We start from the raw sequence: 16,898 nt of genomic DNA, 5'->3' as shown, positions 1-16,898 counted from the left end.
GATGCGAAGGCCGTGCCAGAGCGCGAAAGCGTTTGTTTTCAATGTTATGCATGAAATTTCGATGGATTTTCGGGCGGCAAAAAACGGTGATGGCGGCAGTTTTTTCCCATCTGCGGCGGTCTGGACCGGCAGAAATAGCGGCTTTCGCCGGGGCGTCCCAACCGTTAGAATGCGTGTGATCTCCGCACAGCCCATGGATGCGACCGCCTCATGAAAGTTTCCGGACCCGGTTCCAGCTCTGCCGCCGGTAGCGGCGCCCGCCGGGTCGGCAAGACCACGGGGACGCCGGGCGCGTTCAAGCAGACGCTGGCGGAAACGCTGGACGGTACCGGTTCGGCCGCCGCCGCCGAGGCGCCGGCTCAGTTGTCGGGCATCGACGCATTGCTGTTGGTTCAGGCGGTGGACGATTCCACCGAGCGCGAGGCGCGCAAGCGCCTGCTGCGCCGGGGCGAGGATATCTTGGATAAACTCGAGGAGATTCGCCACGGCCTGTTGCTGGGGACCCTGCCCAAGGAGAAGCTGACGGAACTGGTCGATATGGTGCGTTCGCGTCGCGAAGCCTGCCAGGATCCCCGCCTTGCCGCCCTGTTGGACGAGATCGAGTTGCGGGCCGAGGTTGAAATCGCCAAGTTGTCCCGCGGGATGTAAATTTTATCGCCAAAGTGTTCGCAGGCATTTTTCATGCCACGATGTGCACGCGGGCCTTGCTACATCCCCCCCCTCCCCATATATTCCCCCCGCTAAATTTGTATAGATCGTTGCGAGGGAGCGGATGAGCGTCACTCTGCCGCCGGATTACCGTCCGACCGAAGAAGAGCCCTTCATGAACGAGCAGATGCGCGAATATTTTCGCCGTAAACTGCTGGAATGGCGGTCGGAACTGCTGCGCGAATCGGACGAGACCCTGGCCCACCTGCAAGAGGGTGGGTTGCAGGAACCCGACATCGCCGACCGTGCCTCGGCCGAAACCGATCGCGCGCTGGAGCTGCGTACCCGTGACCGCGAGCGCAAGCTGATCTCCAAGATCGACGCTGCGCTGGAACGTGTGGCCGATGGTTCCTACGGCTATTGCGAGGAGACCGGCGAGCCCATCTCCATCCGCCGTCTCGAGGCGCGGCCCATCGCCACCCTGTCCATCGAGGCGCAGGAACGGCACGAGCGGTTGGAGCGAACCCACCGCGAAGACTGATCCCGAAGGCCCGGCCAACCGCCGGGCCTTTTTCTTTCCGTCCAGGCGTGTAGAATTTCCGTCATGCCCATTCGCCTCGCCCTGGCTGGCGGACCACCGGACGGTCCCGTCTTCGAATTCCCCGACACCCAGCCGCTGGTGGTGGTGGGGCGCCATGTGTCGTGCGACGTCTGCTTTCCCGCCGACACGCAGCATGTGGCGCGCTACCACCTGGCTTTCGAACGCAAGTTGGGGCGCTATCGTCTGGTCCTGCAATCGGACACCCAGGTCTGGCTGAACGGCAAGGAAGCGTTCGAAGGCGATGAGATTCCGGCGCGGGCCGAGTTGCGGCTGGGGGCGGCGGACGGGCCGCGCCTGTTGGTCGAGGTGTCGGAAGACGACGATGTGTCGTGTCCGGTCGGTTTCGTCCACCACGACAGCGCCGCGCGCATGGCGGCCACCACCGAGCGCCGGGTGCGGGTGCTCCTGGCGGCGTTGACGGTGGCGTTGCTGGCGGTGTCGCTGGTGCTGGGCTGGCTGCGTCATTCCGACCGCCAGACCTTGTCGACGCTGATGACCGAAGCCCGCAACGGCACCCGCGACCAGGGGGGGGAGCATCTGGCGGCGCGCCTGCGCGAGGCGCAGCGTTCGGTCTATCTGGTCATGGCCAAGGACGCCCAGGGGGCGACGCCGTTCGGCACCGCCTTCGTGGTCGGGCCCGGTGTCCTGGTGACCAGCGCCCATGTGGCGGAACAATTCAATCAGATGGGCGAGGGGCTGACGCTGGTGGTGCGCGCCGCCGGCGCCTCGGGCGAGGACGTCGAGGTGGTGGACACCGTCTCGCATCCCCATTACGAACCGTTCGAGGAGGCCTGGCGTTCCTATGGGCCGTTGGCGGCGGGAGCGGGGGGCGCCAACCGTCCCATCGTCGGGGCCGGCGGCTACGACGTTGCCCTGCTCAAGGTGGCGCCCGCCGATGCCGGACGTCTGGGGCCGCCCTTGCCGTTGGCCGCCGACGCCGATCTGGTGGCGCTGGAGCCGGGTGACCCGGTGGGGTACGTGGGCTTTCCCATCGAAAGCGCGGCGTTGGGCGGCGTCAACCTGGACGACCCGGAAGCGCAGTTGCAGATCGGCCATCTGACGGCGCTGACCGACTTTTTCCTGGTCAAGAGCGATCTGGCCGACCGCCAGTTGCTGCAACATTCCCTGCCGGTCCAAGGCGGCGCTTCGGGATCGCCCATGCTGGACGGACGCGGACAGGTGGTCGGCGTGGTGTCGGGGGGCAACCTGATCGAGATCAACGCCCAGGGCACCCGCGTTCCCACCGGCATCGGCGTGAACTTCGCCCAGCGTGCCGATCTGGTGCGCGAATTGCTGGCCGGCGACGCGGCGACCCACACGGTGGAGCGCGAGGCGCTGTGGCAGCGCCGGCTCAAGCGTTACCAGAACGAGGTGGACGTGGCCTTGGCCGATTGGGTCGGCAGCCATGGGCGCGGCAGCGTGCCGCCCGCCTTGGCCCAGGTCGATGGGCGCACCGTCGAGAATCCGCGCTACGACATGCCGGCCTTCGTCTACCCGTTCAGTGTGCCCAAGGCGGGCTGGTATCTGTTCCTGGCGACCTCGCGCAATCAGGAAAACATCGACATGATGCTGATCGAAGACACCGCCAAGGGACCGAAGCTGGTGGGGCTCGACACCTCACCCGACCATTATCCCGGCGTGGAATTCGCCGGCGAGACGGGGAACGAGCTTCAGGTGGTGATTCCCGGTCCGGTGGGGACCGACGTCCGGCTGCGCATCTATCACCTGCCGTCCGGGCGGAAATAATCACATTATCGAACATTAATTAGAAACTGTGACGAAGGCGTTTATTGCGCCCCTTTAATTATGCCCATACAGTAGGCGCTATGCTGTGTGGATGCTAATAATTTGGGCACATTGGGGGCGCATATGTCTGCACCGGAACGCATCATTTCCTTGACCCGGACCGTCCACGAAGTCGCCAACGACAAGATCCAGGCCATCAAGAAGGTAACCGGAACCACCCGCATCCTGTCGCTCAATGCGTTGATCGAGGCGACGCGGGCGGGCGAGGCGGGACGGGGCTTCGCCGTGGTGGCCAACGAGGTCAAGAACGTCTCGCACAGCATTGACGCCATTACCCAGTCGCTGGAAGGCGACCTGTCCATGTCCATCCAGGAGTTGATGCTTCTGGGAGAGAATCTGGTTGCCCAGGTGCGTGGTTCGCGGTTGGCTGATCTGGCGCTGCACATGATCGACATCATCGACCGCAACCTCTACGAACGCTCTTGCGACGTGCGTTGGTGGGCCACCGATTCGGCGGTGGTGGATTGTCTGGCCGATCCCTCGCCGGCCGCGGCGGCCCATGCCGCCAAGCGTCTGGGCGTCATCTTGGATTCCTATACGGTCTACCTTGATCTGTGGGTGGCCGATGCCTCGGGCCGGGTGGTGGCGTGCGGCCGTCCCGACCGTTATCCCCGCGCGTTGGGCCAGGACGTGTCGGGCCAGGACTGGTTCCGCGACGCCATGGCCACCGGGGACGGCACGGCCTTCGCCATGGCCGACATCGCTGCCGTGCCGGCGCTCGACAACGCCCTGACCGCCACCTACGCCACCGCCATTCGCGAAGGCGGCGAGGTCAACGGCCGTGTGCTGGGGGTTCTTGGCATTTTCTTCGACTGGCAGCCCCAGGCGGAATGCGTGGTCACCGGGGTCCGCCTGACCGACGAGGAACGCACGCGGACGCGGTGTCTTCTGGTGGACCGCAACCACCGTGTGCTGGCGTCGTCCGATGGTCAGGGCGTGCTGACCGAGGTGGCGGAACTGGTGGCCAAACAGCCCATGGGGGCCTATGTGACGCCGTCCGGGCTGGTGGTCGGCTATGCCGAGACGCCGGGGTATGAAACCTATCGCGGCATGGGCTGGAAAGGCGTCATCGTCCAGGTGCCGGCCGAGGACTGATCCTTACCAGCGCTCGTCGCGCGATGGCGCGTCCAACCGTACCGGCATGGACAGCAACTGGTCGTGGGCGACCGAGCCGTCCTCGGCGTGGGGCAGGTCGGCGACGAATTCCACCCGGCGCGGCACTTCGTGGGCGGCCCGGCGGGTGGTGACGAAATCCTGAAGTTCGCGGGCCAGGGTGACGTCACCGGCGACGCCGGCCGCCGGCACCACGAAAGCCTTGATCTCGCCCGGCTTGATCTCGAGCACCGCTGCCGCCGCCACTTTGGGATGACGCGACAGCGCCGCGGTCACCTCGTCCAGCGCCACGGTAAAGCCGTCCATGACCACGCAGCCCTGTGGCAAGGCTTGGGGATCGGGCCACAGATAGCCGTCAAGGTCCCGCGTTCCCACCAACCCGGTCATCAGCCAGCCCGAGGTCAGGCGTGTCCGCGACGGGTCGGTGGCGTTCCAATGGGCGACGAAGGTGCCGGGCGCCCCCGGTGCCACCGCCAGCATGCCGCGCTCACCGGCCCGCAAGGGGCGGCCGTTGCCGTCCACCGCGTCCACGGTGACGCCGGGGGCGGCGCGGCCGGGGGAATTGGCCAACTGTTCCATCAGCGACGAATTGTTGGCGGCCACCGCACCGCTTTCCACACTTCCCCAGATTTCGTGGGCGGGGACGCCGAAGGCGCGCAGGGCCAGAGCCTGTTCCGGTTCCGTCAGTGCCGCCGGGCCGGTGGCCAGCGCGCGTGGCAAGGGATGCGGCGCGTCCAGCGCCGCCTGGGCCAGGGCCGACAACTGAAGCGGCGGGGCATAGATGGCGCGCACGCCGTGGCGGCCCATCACGGCCAACTGGTCCTCGGCGCTTTGTCCGAACGGACCGGCCACCACCGGAACGCCATGATGCCACGCCGGCAGCAGCGCCCACATCAGGCCGTGGAAGCCCATCCAGTCGGCGGCGCTCCATAAGATGTCGCCCGATTGTGGAAAAAAGCCCAAAGCCATTTCCACGGGGGGCAGGTTGCCGGGCAGCGACCGGTGGGCGTGCAGCACGCCGGCCGGCTTGCCGCAGGCATGTTCGGGATAGAACAGCAAGGCCGCGTCCTCGGCCGAGGTCACCAGCGGCGCGAAGATGTCCGAGGCGCCTTCCAGCGCCGTCCACAATTCCGTGCATCCCTGGGGGGCACGGTCGGCGACCACCATCACCGACAATGACGGCGCCGCCTCGCGTGCCGACACCAGGCGCGGTCCCACCTCGGCCGACACCACCGCCGCCGAGGCACCCGAATCGGCCAGCCGCCACGCCAGCGGCACCTCGCCCAGGGTGACCGGCACCGGCACCGCCACCGCGCCCAGCTTCAGCACCGCAAGAATCGCCACCGCCGCTTCAAGCGATTGCGGGAACGACACCACCACGCGGTCGCCGGGCATCACCCCGGCCCGCGTCAGCACGTTGGCCAGCCGGTTGGACAACAGGCGCAGCATGTGGAAGGTGTGGCGTTCGACCGATCCGTCGGCGGTTTCGACGATCAGCGCGGTGCGGTGGCCGTCGGCGCCGGCCATGGTCTGGCGGTCGCACACGTCGAAGGCGATGTTGTAGCGGTCGGGGATGCGCCAGCGGAAGGTGCGGCAGGCTTCCTCGTAGCTCTTGGCCGGTTTCAGCATGGCTTTATCTGTCCAGCGGCATCAGTTCCTCGAACCACAGATAGGTGTCGAGGTCGTCCAGGACCACGCCGTCGAAGCCAAGGTCCATGATCCCGGCCAGATACTTGCCCAGCAATTCCTTCCATTGCGGGTCGTCGACCTCGGTGATGAAGCTGCCGGGGTCGGTATTGTCGAGGGCGAACAGAAACGGCGGGTTGCCGGCCACCCATTCGCGCTTCCAGTACCAGCGCCAGTCATAGGCCTTGCCGACGGGCAACACCGCCAGCATCAGGCGCGGCGCCCCCAGTTTCTTGAAGCGCAGCCGGTTGACCTCGTCCTTGGTCAGCGGGTCCGAGCCGCGATGGGCGACGTCGATCAGCATGACGTCGTGGTTGGTGCGTTCCATGGCCATCAGCCACGCCGCCTTGTTGCCGAAACGATCGGCCCGCAACAATGGCATCCAGTTGCGTGCCGCGGTGATGGCCGTCACCGGCATGGCGTTTTCGCCCTGGGGATGGCCCCGTTGCAGTTTGCTCAGATCCTCGTCGCCGACGGCGGCATAGCTGAGGACATGGTCGCGGGCCGCCCCCTTGTAGGCGGCGTCGGCCTCTTTCTGCGTCTTGCACTGTTCGATGGACAGGATGCTGCGGCCCTGTTGCCGAAGCGCCTCCACCGCATAGATCAGCCGGCGCTGGCGTTCTTGGCGTTCGGCGGCCCGCTTGATCTCGGCCGCCTTGCGCAATTCTTCCTTGGGGTCGATGCTGAACGGGCCGAATTGCTGCGGCACCGGCGGGCGCTGGATGCCCTGGGCCTTTTCCTCGGCCAGCTTGGCGTCAAGCTCCTGGCGGTCCTTGATGGCCTTGTCCAGGGGTGTTCCCAGCGCGTCGGGACCGCAATAAAGGCCATCCACAACCATGCCGTCCACCACCCGCACATAGGGACGGAAGACGCTGCGCAAGGGCAGGCGCTTTTCAAAGGTCTTGCCCTCGGGGTCCTGGATTTCCTCCCACGCCGCCTCGCGCTCGCCCTTGACCACCAGTTCGGTGCCGCCCCGCACCAGCACCACGAAACCCGGCTTGCGCGTCTTGGCATAGGTCGCCAGTTCGATGAGCACGTTGCGCCACAATTCACGGTGGTTGGGCACGGTTTCCGGCGGTGGCGGCTGCCAGTCGCGGGGCCGTTCCTGCGCCTGGGCCGGCAGCGCCAGCACCAGCGCCAGCATGATCGGAGCGAGTGCTTTCATGCGGCCATCTCCCGGATCAGATCGGCCAATGCCAAAGACGCGGTCAGTCCCGGCGATTCGATGCCGTACAGGGCGACGATGCCGGGAACTCCATGGTCGCGCGGACCCGCCACCACGAAGTCGCGGGCGGGATCGTCCGGCCCCTGGATCTTGGGGCGGATGCCGGCATAGGCCGGTTCCAGGGCGCCATCGGGCAAGCCGGGCCAATAGCGGCGGATGGCGCCATAGAAACAATCGGCGCGGGCGGGATCGACGCGGTAATCCTCGGTCTCGACCCATTCTACGTCGGGGCCGAAGCGGCCGCGCCCGGCCAGATCCAAGGTGTAATGGACTCCCAGCCCGGCCGCGACCGGCACCGGATAGACCAGATGCGAGAACGGCATGCGCCCGCCCAGGGTGAAGTAATTGCCCTTGCATAGGTATTCCCGCGGCACGTTGGGCAGGCCCAGCGCGCGGGCCACCGGACAGCACGACAATCCGGTGGCGACGATGACGGTGCGGGCGACAAGGCGGGTGGGGTCGTCGCCGCCCACTTCAAGTTCGACGCCGTCCCCGGTGGCGCGGCCGCCGGTCACCGGCGAACGGAAGGCGACGACGGCGCCGTGTTCCTCGGCCTCGCCTTGCAGCGCCAGCATCAGGGCGTGGGTGTCGACGATGCCGGTGGCCGGCGACAACAACGCGGCGGTGCAGTTGAGAACCGGCTCCAGGTCACGGGCTTCGGCGCCGCTGATGGCGCGCAATCCCTCGACGCCGTTGATGCGCCCCTTTTCCAGGATGGCGGCAAGCTGGGCCTCTTCGGCGGCGTCGGTGGCGACGATCAGCTTTCCCACCATCTGGAACGGCACGCCGTGCACGGTGGCGAAATCGCGCAGCATGCGGTTGCCGGCCACGCATAGCCGGGCCTTGAGGCTGTCGGCGGGGTAATACATGCCGGCATGGATGACCTCGGAATTGCGTGACGAGACCCCGCCGCCGATGGCGTCGCCGGCTTCCAGCACCACCACCTCGCGGCCGGAAAGCGCCAAGGCGCGGGCGGCGGCCAATCCGACGATTCCGGCGCCGATGACCACGCAATCCAATCGTTCGCTTGCGGTCGAAGTCAAGCGCTTGTCCTTTGCAAACCCTGTCCCCTCAAGATGTGGCGGCAGCATAGCACCGGCCCAGACCTTGCGAAAGTTGCCCGATGGCGGTCAACCCAAGTACAGTGCCGGCCATGAACATCACCGTCGCCCCTTCCGTGTGCCCGCACGATTGTCCCTCGGCCTGCGCTCTCGACGTCGAACGACGCGCGGACGGCGGCATCGGCCGTTTGCGTGGCGCAGCCATGCCTTACACCGAAGGCGTCATCTGCGCCAAGGTGGCGCGTTACGCCGAGCGGGTGCACCATCCAGACCGCATCCTGACGCCGCTTAAACGGACTGGCGCCAAGGGGGCCGGCGTTTTCGCCCCGATCGGCTGGGACGAGGCGCTGGATACCATCGCCGAGAATTTCCGTGCCGCCGCCGACAGGCTGGGGGCGGAAACGGTGTGGCCCTATTTCTATGCCGGCACCATGGGGCTGGTGCAGCGTGGCGCCACCAACCGCTTGCGCCGGGTCCTGGGCTATTCGGAACAGGCCAAGACCATTTGCGCCACCATCGCCGGTGCCGGCTGGATGGCCGGCGTGGGCAAGAAGCGTGGCCTTGACCCGCGCGAGATCGCCGACGCCGATCTGGTGGTGGTGTGGGGCGGCAATCCCGCCGCGACCCAGGTGCAGTTGATGGGGCTGGTGGCCAAGGCGCGCAAGGCGCGCGGCACCAAGTTCGTGGTGGTCGATCCCTACCGCACGCCGACGGCGGAAAAGGCCGACTTGCACCTGATGCTCAAGCCGGGCACCGACGCAGCCCTGGCTTGCGCGGTGATGCATGTCTTGTTCCGTGACGGCCATGCCGACCGCGACTACATGGCCCGCTATACCCAGGATGCCGAGGGGATCGAGGCGCATGTGGTGTCACGCGGTCCCGAATGGGCGGCGACCGTCACCGGGCTGAGCGTCGCCGAGATCGAGGAGTTCGCCGCTCTTTACGGCCGGACCAAGCGTTCCTTCCTGCGGATCGGCTATGGCATGAGCCGGTCGCGCAACGGCGCGGTCAACGTGCACGCGGTCAGTTGCCTGCCTGCCGTCACCGGCGCCTGGGCCCATCCCGGCGGCGGCGCCACCTACAGCGTGTCGGGGGCGTTTGCGGTGTCCATGGACCTGGCCGAGGCGTTGGACGTGCCCAGCGCGGCCCGTGTGCTCGACATGTGTCAGATCGGCCCGATCCTGACCGGCGACGCGGCGGCGTTGAAAGGTGGGCCGCCGGTCACCGCCATGCTGGTGCAAAGCACCAACCCGGCCAGCGTCGCGCCCGAGACCGAACTGGTGTGGCGGGGGCTGTCGCGTGAGGATATGTTCCTGGCGGTGCACGAACAGGCGATGACCGCCACCGCGCGTTTCGCCGACATCGTGTTGCCGGCGACCACGTTCCTGGAACATGCAGACCTCTATACCTCTTATGGTCACACCCTCCTTCAGGCGGCCAAACCGGTGATCGCGCCGGTGGGCGAGGCCCGCTCGAACCATTGGGTGGTGGCTGAGCTGGCGCGTCGGCTGGGGGCGGAGCATGCCAGCTTCGGCCTGGACGAATGGCAGATGGTGGATTCCATCCTGACCGCCTCGGGGCTGCCGGGGGCGGACGAGTTGCATGCCATGCGTTGGCTGGATTGCGCGCTTTCGTTCGAACAAAGCCATTTCCTGGACGGCTTCGGCCATGGCGGACGGTTCCGTTTTGCCGCCGTCTGGGGGTGTGACGACATGCCGTCCCTGCCCGATTACTGGGAAGTGATCGAGGCGGCGACCGAGGAAACGCCGTTCCGGCTGATCACTCCGCCGTCGCGGCATTTCCTCAACTCCACCTTTGGCGACACCCCGACGTCGCGCGCTCAGGCCGGACGGCCCACAGTGCTGGTGCACGACGAGGACGCCGCCAAACTGGGGATCGTCGAGGGGAGCAAGGTGCGGTTGGGCAACCGGCGCGGCTCGGTGGTGGTGCATGTCCGGCCCACCGACGGCATCGCGCGCGGCGTGGTGGCGGTCGAGGGGATTTGGCCCAACGAGGATTTCGTCGAAGGTATCGGCATCAACCGGCTGGTGGGCAGTTCGCCCGTGCTGCCGATGGGCGGCGCCGCCTTCCACGACGTGGCGGTATGGATCAGGGGGGAAGCATGAGCAGGCGTGCGCGCATCATCGTGGTCGGCAATGAAAAGGGCGGCACCGGCAAGTCGACCTTGTCCATGCACCTGATCGTCAGCCTGTTGCATCAAGGGTTGTCGGTGGGGTCGATCGACATCGACGCCCGTCAGGCGACGTTGACCCGCTATATCCAGAACCGCAAGGGGCGCCCCGATTTCGCGCAATTGGCGCTGGCCTGTCCCGACCACGTGGCGGTGCCGCCCACCGGCGATCAGGCGGCGGACGAGGCGCGGCTTCTGGAAACCATCGAGCGTCTGGCCGCCAGCCATGACGTGGTGGTGATCGACACTCCCGGTTCCGATCATTACCTGTCGCGGTTGGGCCATTCCTTCGCCGATACCTTGGTGACGCCGTTGAACGATTCGCTGGTGGATCTGGACGTGCTGGCGCGCGTCGATCCCCAGACCATGCGCGTCGCCCGTCCCAGCCATTATGCCGAGATGGTGTGGGAGACCAAGAAGGCGCGGGCCATGCGCGGCGAACGCGCGGTGGTGGAATGGATCGTGCTCAGGAACCGTTTGGCCCATCTTGACGCCCGCAACAAGCAGACCATGGAAAAACTGTTGGCCGAATTGGCGAAGCGGGTCGGTTTCCGTGTGGTGCCGGGCCTGGGCGAGCGTGTCATCTACCGCTCTTTGTTCCTCGAGGGGCTGACGCTTCTGGACCTGCGCCACAAGATTCTGGGCTTCGAGATGAACATGAGCCATGTCGCCGCCCGTCAGGAACTGCGCGCCGTGGTCGAGGCCATCGGCTTGAACAACGTGCGCCCGGAAGGACACGCTTCGCCGTAACGGGTGACGGGGCGGACTAAACCCTTTGTTAAGGGGTGGGGTCGCACATTTGGCGTCATGAGTACACTCGACGGCAAATCCATCCTCGTTACCGGTGGCACCGGCTCGTTCGGACAGGCCTTTGTCCGTACCGTGCTGGAGCGTTGCAAGCCCAAGCGGCTGGCTATCTTCTCGCGCGACGAGTTGAAGCAGTCGCAGATGGCGATGGACCCCCGGTTCGCCAACCGCCAGGAACTGCGTTTCCTGATCGGCGACGTGCGGGACAAGGACCGTCTGTCCATGGCCATGCGCGGCATCGACACGGTGGTTCACGCTGCCGCCATGAAGCAGGTGCCGACCGCCGAGTACAATCCGTTCGAATGCTTGCGCACCAATGTCTGGGGCGCCGAGAACGTGGTGCGGGCGGCGCTGGATACCGGGGTCAAGCGGGTGTTGGCGCTGTCCACCGACAAGGCCGCCAATCCCATCAACCTTTATGGCGCCAGCAAGCTGGCGGCGGAAAAGATTTTCGTCGCGGCCAACAACCTTTCCGGTGGAACCGACACCCGGTTTTCGGTCGTGCGTTACGGCAACGTCCTGGGGTCGCGCGGCAGCGTGCTGCCGCTGTTCCAACGTCTGATCGCCGAAGGCGCCAAGGAACTGCCGGTCACCGACGAACGGATGACCCGTTTTTGGATCACCCTGCAACAGGGGGTGGATTTCGTCCTCAGTTCGATGTCCATGATGCGCGGCGGCGAGATTTTCGTGCCGCGTATTCCCAGCATGACCGTGGTCGACATGGCCAAGGCGGTGGCGCCCGAATTGCCGGTCAAGGTGATTGGCATCCGCCCTGGCGAGAAGTTGCATGAAGTTTTGATGTGCGAGGACGAGGCACGTCTGGCGCTGGAACTCGACGATCGTTTCATCATCGAGCCGGCGTTCAGCTTTTGGCGCAGCAAGCCCTATGCTGACCGTGGCGCCAACCGTGTGTCCGACGGCTTCGCCTACACCTCGAACACCAACACCATGTGGATGTCCATCGACCAGCTCAGGGACCTTCTGCAACGGCCCGGCGCGCTGGCCTGAGGAGGGGCGGATGGCCGGAATGCCTTTCCTACCCTATGGACGGCATTGCGTCGACGACGACGACGTCGAGGTGGTGACGCGGGTGCTGCGCGGGGGAGCGCTGACCTGCGGCCCCATGGTCGATCGTTTTGAACAGGCTTTCGCCCGGCGCGTTGGGGCACCGCACGCAGTGGCTTGCGCCAACGGCACCGCCGGTTTGCACATGGCGGCACTGGCTTTGGGGCTGGGGCCGGGCGATGCGGTGGTGGTTCCCACCCTGACCTTCCTGGCGACCGCCAACGCGGTGCGTTTCGTCGGGGCCGAGGTGGTGTTCGCCGATGTGGATTCCGACAGCGGTCTGATGACCGCCGCCCATTTGCAAGAGGCCCTGGACCGTGCCGGCGGCCGGGCCAAGGCGGTGTTTCCGGTGCACCTGAACGGCCAGCCGGCAGACATGGACGCCATTGGCAAATTGGCGCGCGCCCATGGCCTGGCGGTGGTCGAGGATGCCTGCCACGCCTTGGGCACCGTGGCCCCGGACGGGTCGCAGGCCGGCGATTGCCGTCATGCCGACATGACGGTGTTTTCCCTGCACCCGGTCAAGGCCGTTGCCATGGGCGAAGGCGGCGTGGTGACGTGCCGCATTCCCGACCTGGATCGCAAACTGCGTTTGCTGCGCGGGCACGGCATGGTGCGCGACGCCGATGGCTTCCTCGACCCGGACCAGGGGTTCGACGCCGACGGTTTGGCCAACCCCTGGTATTACGAGATGCAATGCCTGGGGTTCAACTATCGGGCCAGCGACATCCATTGCGCCCTGGGGTTCAGCCAGTTGGGCAAGTTGGACCATTTCCTGGACCGGCGCCGTGAATTGGTGGCGGTTTACGACCGCCTGTTGGCGGGGTTGCCCATGGTGCGGCCGGTGGTCAAGGTGGCCGGGGCACGGCCGGGATGGCACCTTTATGCGGTGCTGGTGGATTTCGAGGCGGCGGGTCGCACGCGGGCCCAGGTCATGCGGGCCTTGGCCGCGCGCGGCATCGGAACCCAGGTGCATTACCTGCCGGTGCATCGCCAGCCTTATTACGTGGCGCATCAGGGGCGATTGTCGTTACCCGGCGCCGATTGCTATTATCGGCGGGTGTTGACCCTGCCGTTGCATGTGGGGATGACCGTGTCAGACGTGGAACGCGTGGTTGACGCCTTGCGCACGGTGATGACCGACACCACGCTTGCGGCGGTGGCGGATACGCCTTCGCCCCCCGCCGTCAATGCCAGGAGATGAGCATGGCCTATCCCAATCCCTATGCCCGCGGCGCACAGCAGCCCTACAACAACCTTCCGCAGCCCGGCAACCCGCGCAACACCGAGGGATGGGCGCTGATCCAGGCCGCCCGCCGTCTGGCCGAGGCGTCGTCGGCGGAAAACCCCCGCACCGCCATGCGTGACGCCCTGCGGCTCAACTGGCGTCTGTGGACCATCTTCCAGGTGGAGATGAGCGCCGAGGATTGCCCGGCCCCGCCCGAGGTGCGCGAGAACATCCTGACGCTGTGCCAGTTCATCGACAAGCACACGGTGGAATTGCTGTCGGACCCGGTCGAGGAACGTCTGAAGGTGCTGATCGACATCAACCGCAACATCGCCGCCGGACTGATGACTCCGGTCGAGGCGCCGGCGGAAGAGGGCGAGGCGGCCGCGCAATTCGTCGGCGAGCAGGTCTAGCCGCAAAACCGTCCAGGCTTTGCATTTTGCCCGTCATTGGGTGTAAGATGAACTTGGACTTTTCTCGGAAGGGGTCGGCAGAATGCCCAGCTCCACGTTCAATTTCGGCCAGAGCATGTCGCAGCTGAATTCTGCGCTGTCTCGCCAAGCGTTCGAAATACAGTTCCAGCAACTGCAAAAAGCGAACATCCAAAAGATCAACGACAAAATCGCGTCGTTGAACGACAACCCCATCGCCGATCGCAAGATTAGCGAACTGGGCAAGCAGATCACCAAGCTGAACGACCAGCTTGAACCGCTGTCCAATTATGCGTTCCTCAACGACGCCAACGAAATCCGCTACGGCACCATCCAGGACGCCACCCAGCAAGTCCAGGACATGTTCGGCAATGTCGACGCCGATGGAAACCTGAGTCAGGAAACCGCCGACGCCATCAACGCCCAGATGCGGCAATTGTCGGAAGAACTGCGCCGGGTGCGCGAGGTCAGCCATCCCGACATGGTGGACCCCGGCATCAACAAGCGCGTGCGCGGCATGGCCGACACGCTTGACGGCATGACCGTGACCGCGGGCGCGGTGGACGGCGACAACAAGGCCGTGCTCAAGTATCTGGTCAAGGTCTACAACGATGCTCTGGTCGGCCAGACGGTGTCCGACGACCAAAGCACACGGGCCAACCGGTTGAGTACCCAGATCATGGGGAAGATATCGGAGGCTCAGGCCGAGGCCGAAACCGTCAAGTACGAAGCCTATACCAAGCCACAGGCGGAAATCGAGAAGATGAAGGAAGAGACGGCGCTCTTCCTGCAATCCATTTCCCTGGGCTACGAGTTGCAGCAGTCTTCGACCGAGCAGATGATCAATAGCATGAATGGCGTCAAATCGCCGACGGGGACGTTCCTTGACGTGATGACGTGACGTTTCCGGCTTTGATTGGCGAGACATGATCCCGGCGAGTTTCCTCGCCGGGATTTTTTATTGGATCTCGATGCGAAAGGCAAAACGGCGCGCGGTCCAGCGGGTGGTTCCCCGCTGGCTGGTGTCGTCGTGTTCGTGTCCGGTGAAGACGGCGCGACAGAAATAGCTGGGACGGACATCGACGCAGGTGACCAAGCCGGCGACGGCGGCGACGGCTCGTGGCGCGGTGACGACGATGCGGTGGTTCCGGTCTGCGATCTCCAGTGTGCCGCCGGTCAGCCCCAGGCATGTGGAGGCCGAGACGTTGAATGTGGGCGGCCGGCTCAGGTCGACCTGTCCGGCCAGGGAATGCCGTTCGGCCTTGCGACCGCCGTTGTGGGCCGCATAGGTCAGGGTCGTGCGGTCGAAAGCGTCGGGGTTCAGCGTCACGCTTGCCATGCGGACCTGTGATGGACTGGGGAGGTCGCAGGTGATCTCGATCTCCAGGTCCAGGCAGGCGCGGTCGCCGTGAACGGTCAGTGTCTTGGCGATGCTGTGGTCGTCGCTGTCGACCACACTGCGCACGATAACCGAACCGCCCCTGATCTCTATCTCGGGGGTGACGGGATCCAGGTCGGTCAGTTTGCGCCCGCCGGCACATTCCATCACGGTGTGGCCGGAATAGAAATCGGCGCCGAAGGCGATGTGCTCGTAAAATCCGTGGCTCAAGGTGCCGAACAGCCAGGCCTCTCCCGGTTTTCCGCAGCTCTCGATGGCAAGGCCACGCCGTGGGTTGAGACGCACCTTGAGGCTGGCGGTCTCGATGTCCAGGTGGCGTTTGTGCTGCTGGACGCTTGGGGTGGGGGCGTTCGGGACGGTGGACGGACAAAGCGGGGCTGGGGCGGCGGCCCCCAGCTTCAGGACGAACCGCTCCAATTGGTCGCGGAACGCCTGCCATCGCCGTTCGGTGATGTGGGTGCGAAAATCGCTGCTCCAGAGGAAGCACAATTCCCGCCACCATTCGTCGGGAGCGTCGGGGCGTCGTCGCAAGGCTTCGAACGCACGCCAGCACAAGGTGTTGACCTCAAGGTCGTCCCGGCCGGTGACCGCCCACCGCATCAGGTTGTATTTCGGTTGTTTCTTGACTGGAACCGGACCGTCGGCGGTTTCCAGTTGCAATGGGGTGGCGCCGCCGGACTGATCGCGCAGGGCCAGCACGTCGCGCGGCAGCGCCAGATGAAAACGGGGGTCGGCTGCCAGCGTTTGATAAAGCTGGGTGATCCGGTGCCATTCGCTGTCGTCCGGCGGTGGCTCGGTGGAAAAACGGCCGGGACGGAAATCGAAGATTTCGGCGTCGTTGGCGTAAAGCGGGAAACTATGGGCGCCGTGGCGGCGGTGGGTTTCCAGGAAGTGCAACAACTCGTCCATGTCCATCTGGTCATGGGCATAGCGTTGGAACTTCTGAAAGCCGACGGTGTCGGACCACAGGATGTCGATGGTCGCGCCATCCTCGCCCATCGCCTGTCGCGGAAGGTACAACAACGTGCCGGGCCAGTCGGGGTGGTGGCTGAACGGGTTGGCCCAGTCGACCACCAAGGCGCCATAGCCGGCCTGACGGTAAAGCGGCACCAGTCCGGGGGCATAGGCCTGTTCGTTGACCAAGGCCACATCCGGCTGTCGTCCAAGCAGGGTCCGGTAGACCTCGGCTCCGAAGGACAGGTTGGCAAGGGTCATCTCGGGAGGGACAAGGGGGCCGATCATCTGGACGTAGCCCGAACCCACGAATTCCACCCGACCATCGTCGATCAGCCGACGCAAGGCCCCGCACCAGGAAGGGTCGATGGCGGCAATGGTTTCAAGGGTGTATCCGCTGGCTTCGATGGCGATACGGACACCGGGCAATTCGGCGAGACGCAAAAGCGGCCAATAGCAACGGCGGACCACATCTTTCCTGCGGTCTTCTTCGATAGATGAAAACGACAAATTAAGATGGAATAACGAATATAGGAAAAGCTGGTTTCCTTGTTGTTGACCGGTCGTGGGAAGGGCTTGGTTCTCCATTGTTTTCCGTATTGCTTCTGCCGGTGGTGGCGCAAGGGTATATTGGCGGGAAAAGTTTTACTGTTTGTTAAACAGTGAGGTCTATCCACGATCAG

Annotated in this window: 14 protein-coding genes; 10 read left to right on the top strand and 4 right to left on the bottom strand. The window is 65.3% G+C overall.

What is annotated here, in order from left to right:
• The first annotated feature begins 210 nt into the window (after window positions 1–210).
• The 4 genes from G4223_RS13890 to G4223_RS20265 all read left to right on the top strand — a co-directional run bounded on the left by G4223_RS13890 (window position 211) and on the right by G4223_RS20265 (window position 4,150).
• Window positions 211–648, top strand: a complete 438-nt coding sequence (locus G4223_RS13890) for a flagellar assembly protein FliX (RefSeq protein ID WP_163680896.1) — start codon at window positions 211–213, stop codon at window positions 646–648.
• 124 nt (window positions 649–772) lie between these two features.
• The gene (gene dksA / locus G4223_RS13885) at window positions 773–1,189 is read left to right on the top strand and encodes an RNA polymerase-binding protein DksA (RefSeq protein WP_163680893.1); all 417 of its coding nucleotides are present in this window, start codon (window positions 773–775) and stop codon (window positions 1,187–1,189) included.
• Between the two features lie 63 nt (window positions 1,190–1,252).
• The gene (locus G4223_RS13880) at window positions 1,253–2,995 is read left to right on the top strand and encodes a trypsin-like peptidase domain-containing protein (RefSeq protein WP_163680890.1); all 1,743 of its coding nucleotides are present in this window, start codon (window positions 1,253–1,255) and stop codon (window positions 2,993–2,995) included.
• 123 nt (window positions 2,996–3,118) lie between these two features.
• On the top strand, window positions 3,119–4,150 hold the full coding sequence (locus G4223_RS20265) for a cache domain-containing protein (RefSeq protein ID WP_163680887.1): 1,032 nt from the start codon (window positions 3,119–3,121) through the stop codon (window positions 4,148–4,150).
• 3 nt (window positions 4,151–4,153) lie between these two features.
• On the opposite strand, the gene G4223_RS13870 is transcribed toward G4223_RS20265, so the two are convergent.
• The 3 genes from G4223_RS13870 to G4223_RS13860 are packed head-to-tail and all read right to left on the bottom strand — an operon-like array spanning window position 4,154 to window position 8,170.
• Window positions 4,154–5,797, bottom strand: a complete 1,644-nt coding sequence (locus G4223_RS13870; RefSeq protein WP_163680884.1) for an acetate--CoA ligase — start codon at window positions 5,795–5,797, stop codon at window positions 4,154–4,156.
• Window positions 5,798–5,801: 4 nt separating this feature from the next.
• Window positions 5,802–7,019, bottom strand: coding sequence for a hypothetical protein (locus G4223_RS13865; RefSeq protein WP_163680880.1), 1,218 nt, complete (start codon window positions 7,017–7,019; stop codon window positions 5,802–5,804).
• Complete coding sequence (locus tag G4223_RS13860) at window positions 7,016–8,170, bottom strand: NAD(P)/FAD-dependent oxidoreductase (protein ID WP_163680877.1); 1,155 nt, start codon at window positions 8,168–8,170, stop codon at window positions 7,016–7,018. The genes G4223_RS13865 and G4223_RS13860 overlap by 4 nt, the downstream gene beginning before the upstream one ends.
• Before the next feature lie 62 nt (window positions 8,171–8,232).
• Here G4223_RS13860 and G4223_RS13855 point away from each other — a divergent pair, with 62 nt between their 5' ends.
• The 6 genes from G4223_RS13855 (at window position 8,233) to G4223_RS13830 (ending at window position 14,763) form a co-directional block, all read left to right on the top strand.
• The gene (locus G4223_RS13855; protein WP_163680875.1) at window positions 8,233–10,266 is read left to right on the top strand and encodes a molybdopterin oxidoreductase family protein; all 2,034 of its coding nucleotides are present in this window, start codon (window positions 8,233–8,235) and stop codon (window positions 10,264–10,266) included.
• Entirely contained in the window at window positions 10,263–11,081 is an 819-nt protein-coding gene (locus G4223_RS13850) for a division plane positioning ATPase MipZ (protein ID WP_163680872.1), read from the top strand. Before G4223_RS13855 ends, G4223_RS13850 begins: the two co-directional genes overlap by 4 nt.
• 57 nt (window positions 11,082–11,138) lie before the next feature.
• On the top strand, window positions 11,139–12,146 hold the full coding sequence (pseB, locus tag G4223_RS13845; protein ID WP_163680870.1) for a UDP-N-acetylglucosamine 4,6-dehydratase (inverting): 1,008 nt from the start codon (window positions 11,139–11,141) through the stop codon (window positions 12,144–12,146).
• 10 nt (window positions 12,147–12,156) lie between these two features.
• On the top strand, window positions 12,157–13,407 hold the full coding sequence (gene pseC, locus G4223_RS13840) for a UDP-4-amino-4,6-dideoxy-N-acetyl-beta-L-altrosamine transaminase (protein WP_163680867.1): 1,251 nt from the start codon (window positions 12,157–12,159) through the stop codon (window positions 13,405–13,407).
• 2 nt (window positions 13,408–13,409) lie between these two features.
• Window positions 13,410–13,844: a flagellar biosynthesis regulator FlaF gene (flaF, locus tag G4223_RS13835; RefSeq protein ID WP_163680864.1), complete on the top strand. Its 435-nt coding sequence runs from the start codon at window positions 13,410–13,412 to the stop codon at window positions 13,842–13,844.
• A gap of 82 nt (window positions 13,845–13,926) precedes the next feature.
• Complete coding sequence (locus tag G4223_RS13830; RefSeq protein WP_163680861.1) at window positions 13,927–14,763, top strand: hypothetical protein; 837 nt, start codon at window positions 13,927–13,929, stop codon at window positions 14,761–14,763.
• Between the two features lie 57 nt (window positions 14,764–14,820).
• On the opposite strand, the gene G4223_RS13825 is transcribed toward G4223_RS13830, so the two are convergent.
• Window positions 14,821–16,686: a glycoside hydrolase family 57 gene (locus G4223_RS13825; protein ID WP_163680858.1), complete on the bottom strand. Its 1,866-nt coding sequence runs from the start codon at window positions 16,684–16,686 to the stop codon at window positions 14,821–14,823.
• Between the last annotated feature and the right edge of the window lie 212 nt (window positions 16,687–16,898).

Origin of the sequence: Magnetospirillum aberrantis SpK (assembly GCF_011022235.1) — a bacterium.
Lineage (GTDB): Bacteria > Pseudomonadota > Alphaproteobacteria > Rhodospirillales > Magnetospirillaceae > Magnetospirillum > Magnetospirillum aberrantis.
Note: the sequence above shows the minus strand (reverse complement) of the source record. Positions and strands in the feature narration are given on the sequence as shown.

Excerpts from the sequence above, each read along its gene's own strand:
- G4223_RS13890 (WP_163680896.1), top strand. The coding sequence starts at position 211 with ATGAAAGTTTCCGGACCCGGTTCCAGCTCTGCCGCCGGTAGCGGCGCC.
- dksA (WP_163680893.1), top strand. The coding sequence starts at position 773 with ATGAGCGTCACTCTGCCGCCGGATTACCGTCCGACCGAAGAAGAGCCC.
- G4223_RS13880 (WP_163680890.1), top strand. The coding sequence starts at position 1,253 with ATGCCCATTCGCCTCGCCCTGGCTGGCGGACCACCGGACGGTCCCGTC.
- G4223_RS20265 (WP_163680887.1), top strand. The coding sequence starts at position 3,119 with ATGTCTGCACCGGAACGCATCATTTCCTTGACCCGGACCGTCCACGAA.
- G4223_RS13870 (WP_163680884.1), bottom strand. The coding sequence starts at position 5,797 with ATGCTGAAACCGGCCAAGAGCTACGAGGAAGCCTGCCGCACCTTCCGC.
- G4223_RS13865 (WP_163680880.1), bottom strand. The coding sequence starts at position 7,019 with ATGAAAGCACTCGCTCCGATCATGCTGGCGCTGGTGCTGGCGCTGCCG.
- G4223_RS13860 (WP_163680877.1), bottom strand. The coding sequence starts at position 8,170 with ATGCTGCCGCCACATCTTGAGGGGACAGGGTTTGCAAAGGACAAGCGC.
- G4223_RS13855 (WP_163680875.1), top strand. The coding sequence starts at position 8,233 with ATGAACATCACCGTCGCCCCTTCCGTGTGCCCGCACGATTGTCCCTCG.
- G4223_RS13850 (WP_163680872.1), top strand. The coding sequence starts at position 10,263 with ATGAGCAGGCGTGCGCGCATCATCGTGGTCGGCAATGAAAAGGGCGGC.
- pseB (WP_163680870.1), top strand. The coding sequence starts at position 11,139 with ATGAGTACACTCGACGGCAAATCCATCCTCGTTACCGGTGGCACCGGC.
- pseC (WP_163680867.1), top strand. The coding sequence starts at position 12,157 with ATGGCCGGAATGCCTTTCCTACCCTATGGACGGCATTGCGTCGACGAC.
- flaF (WP_163680864.1), top strand. The coding sequence starts at position 13,410 with ATGGCCTATCCCAATCCCTATGCCCGCGGCGCACAGCAGCCCTACAAC.
- G4223_RS13830 (WP_163680861.1), top strand. The coding sequence starts at position 13,927 with ATGCCCAGCTCCACGTTCAATTTCGGCCAGAGCATGTCGCAGCTGAAT.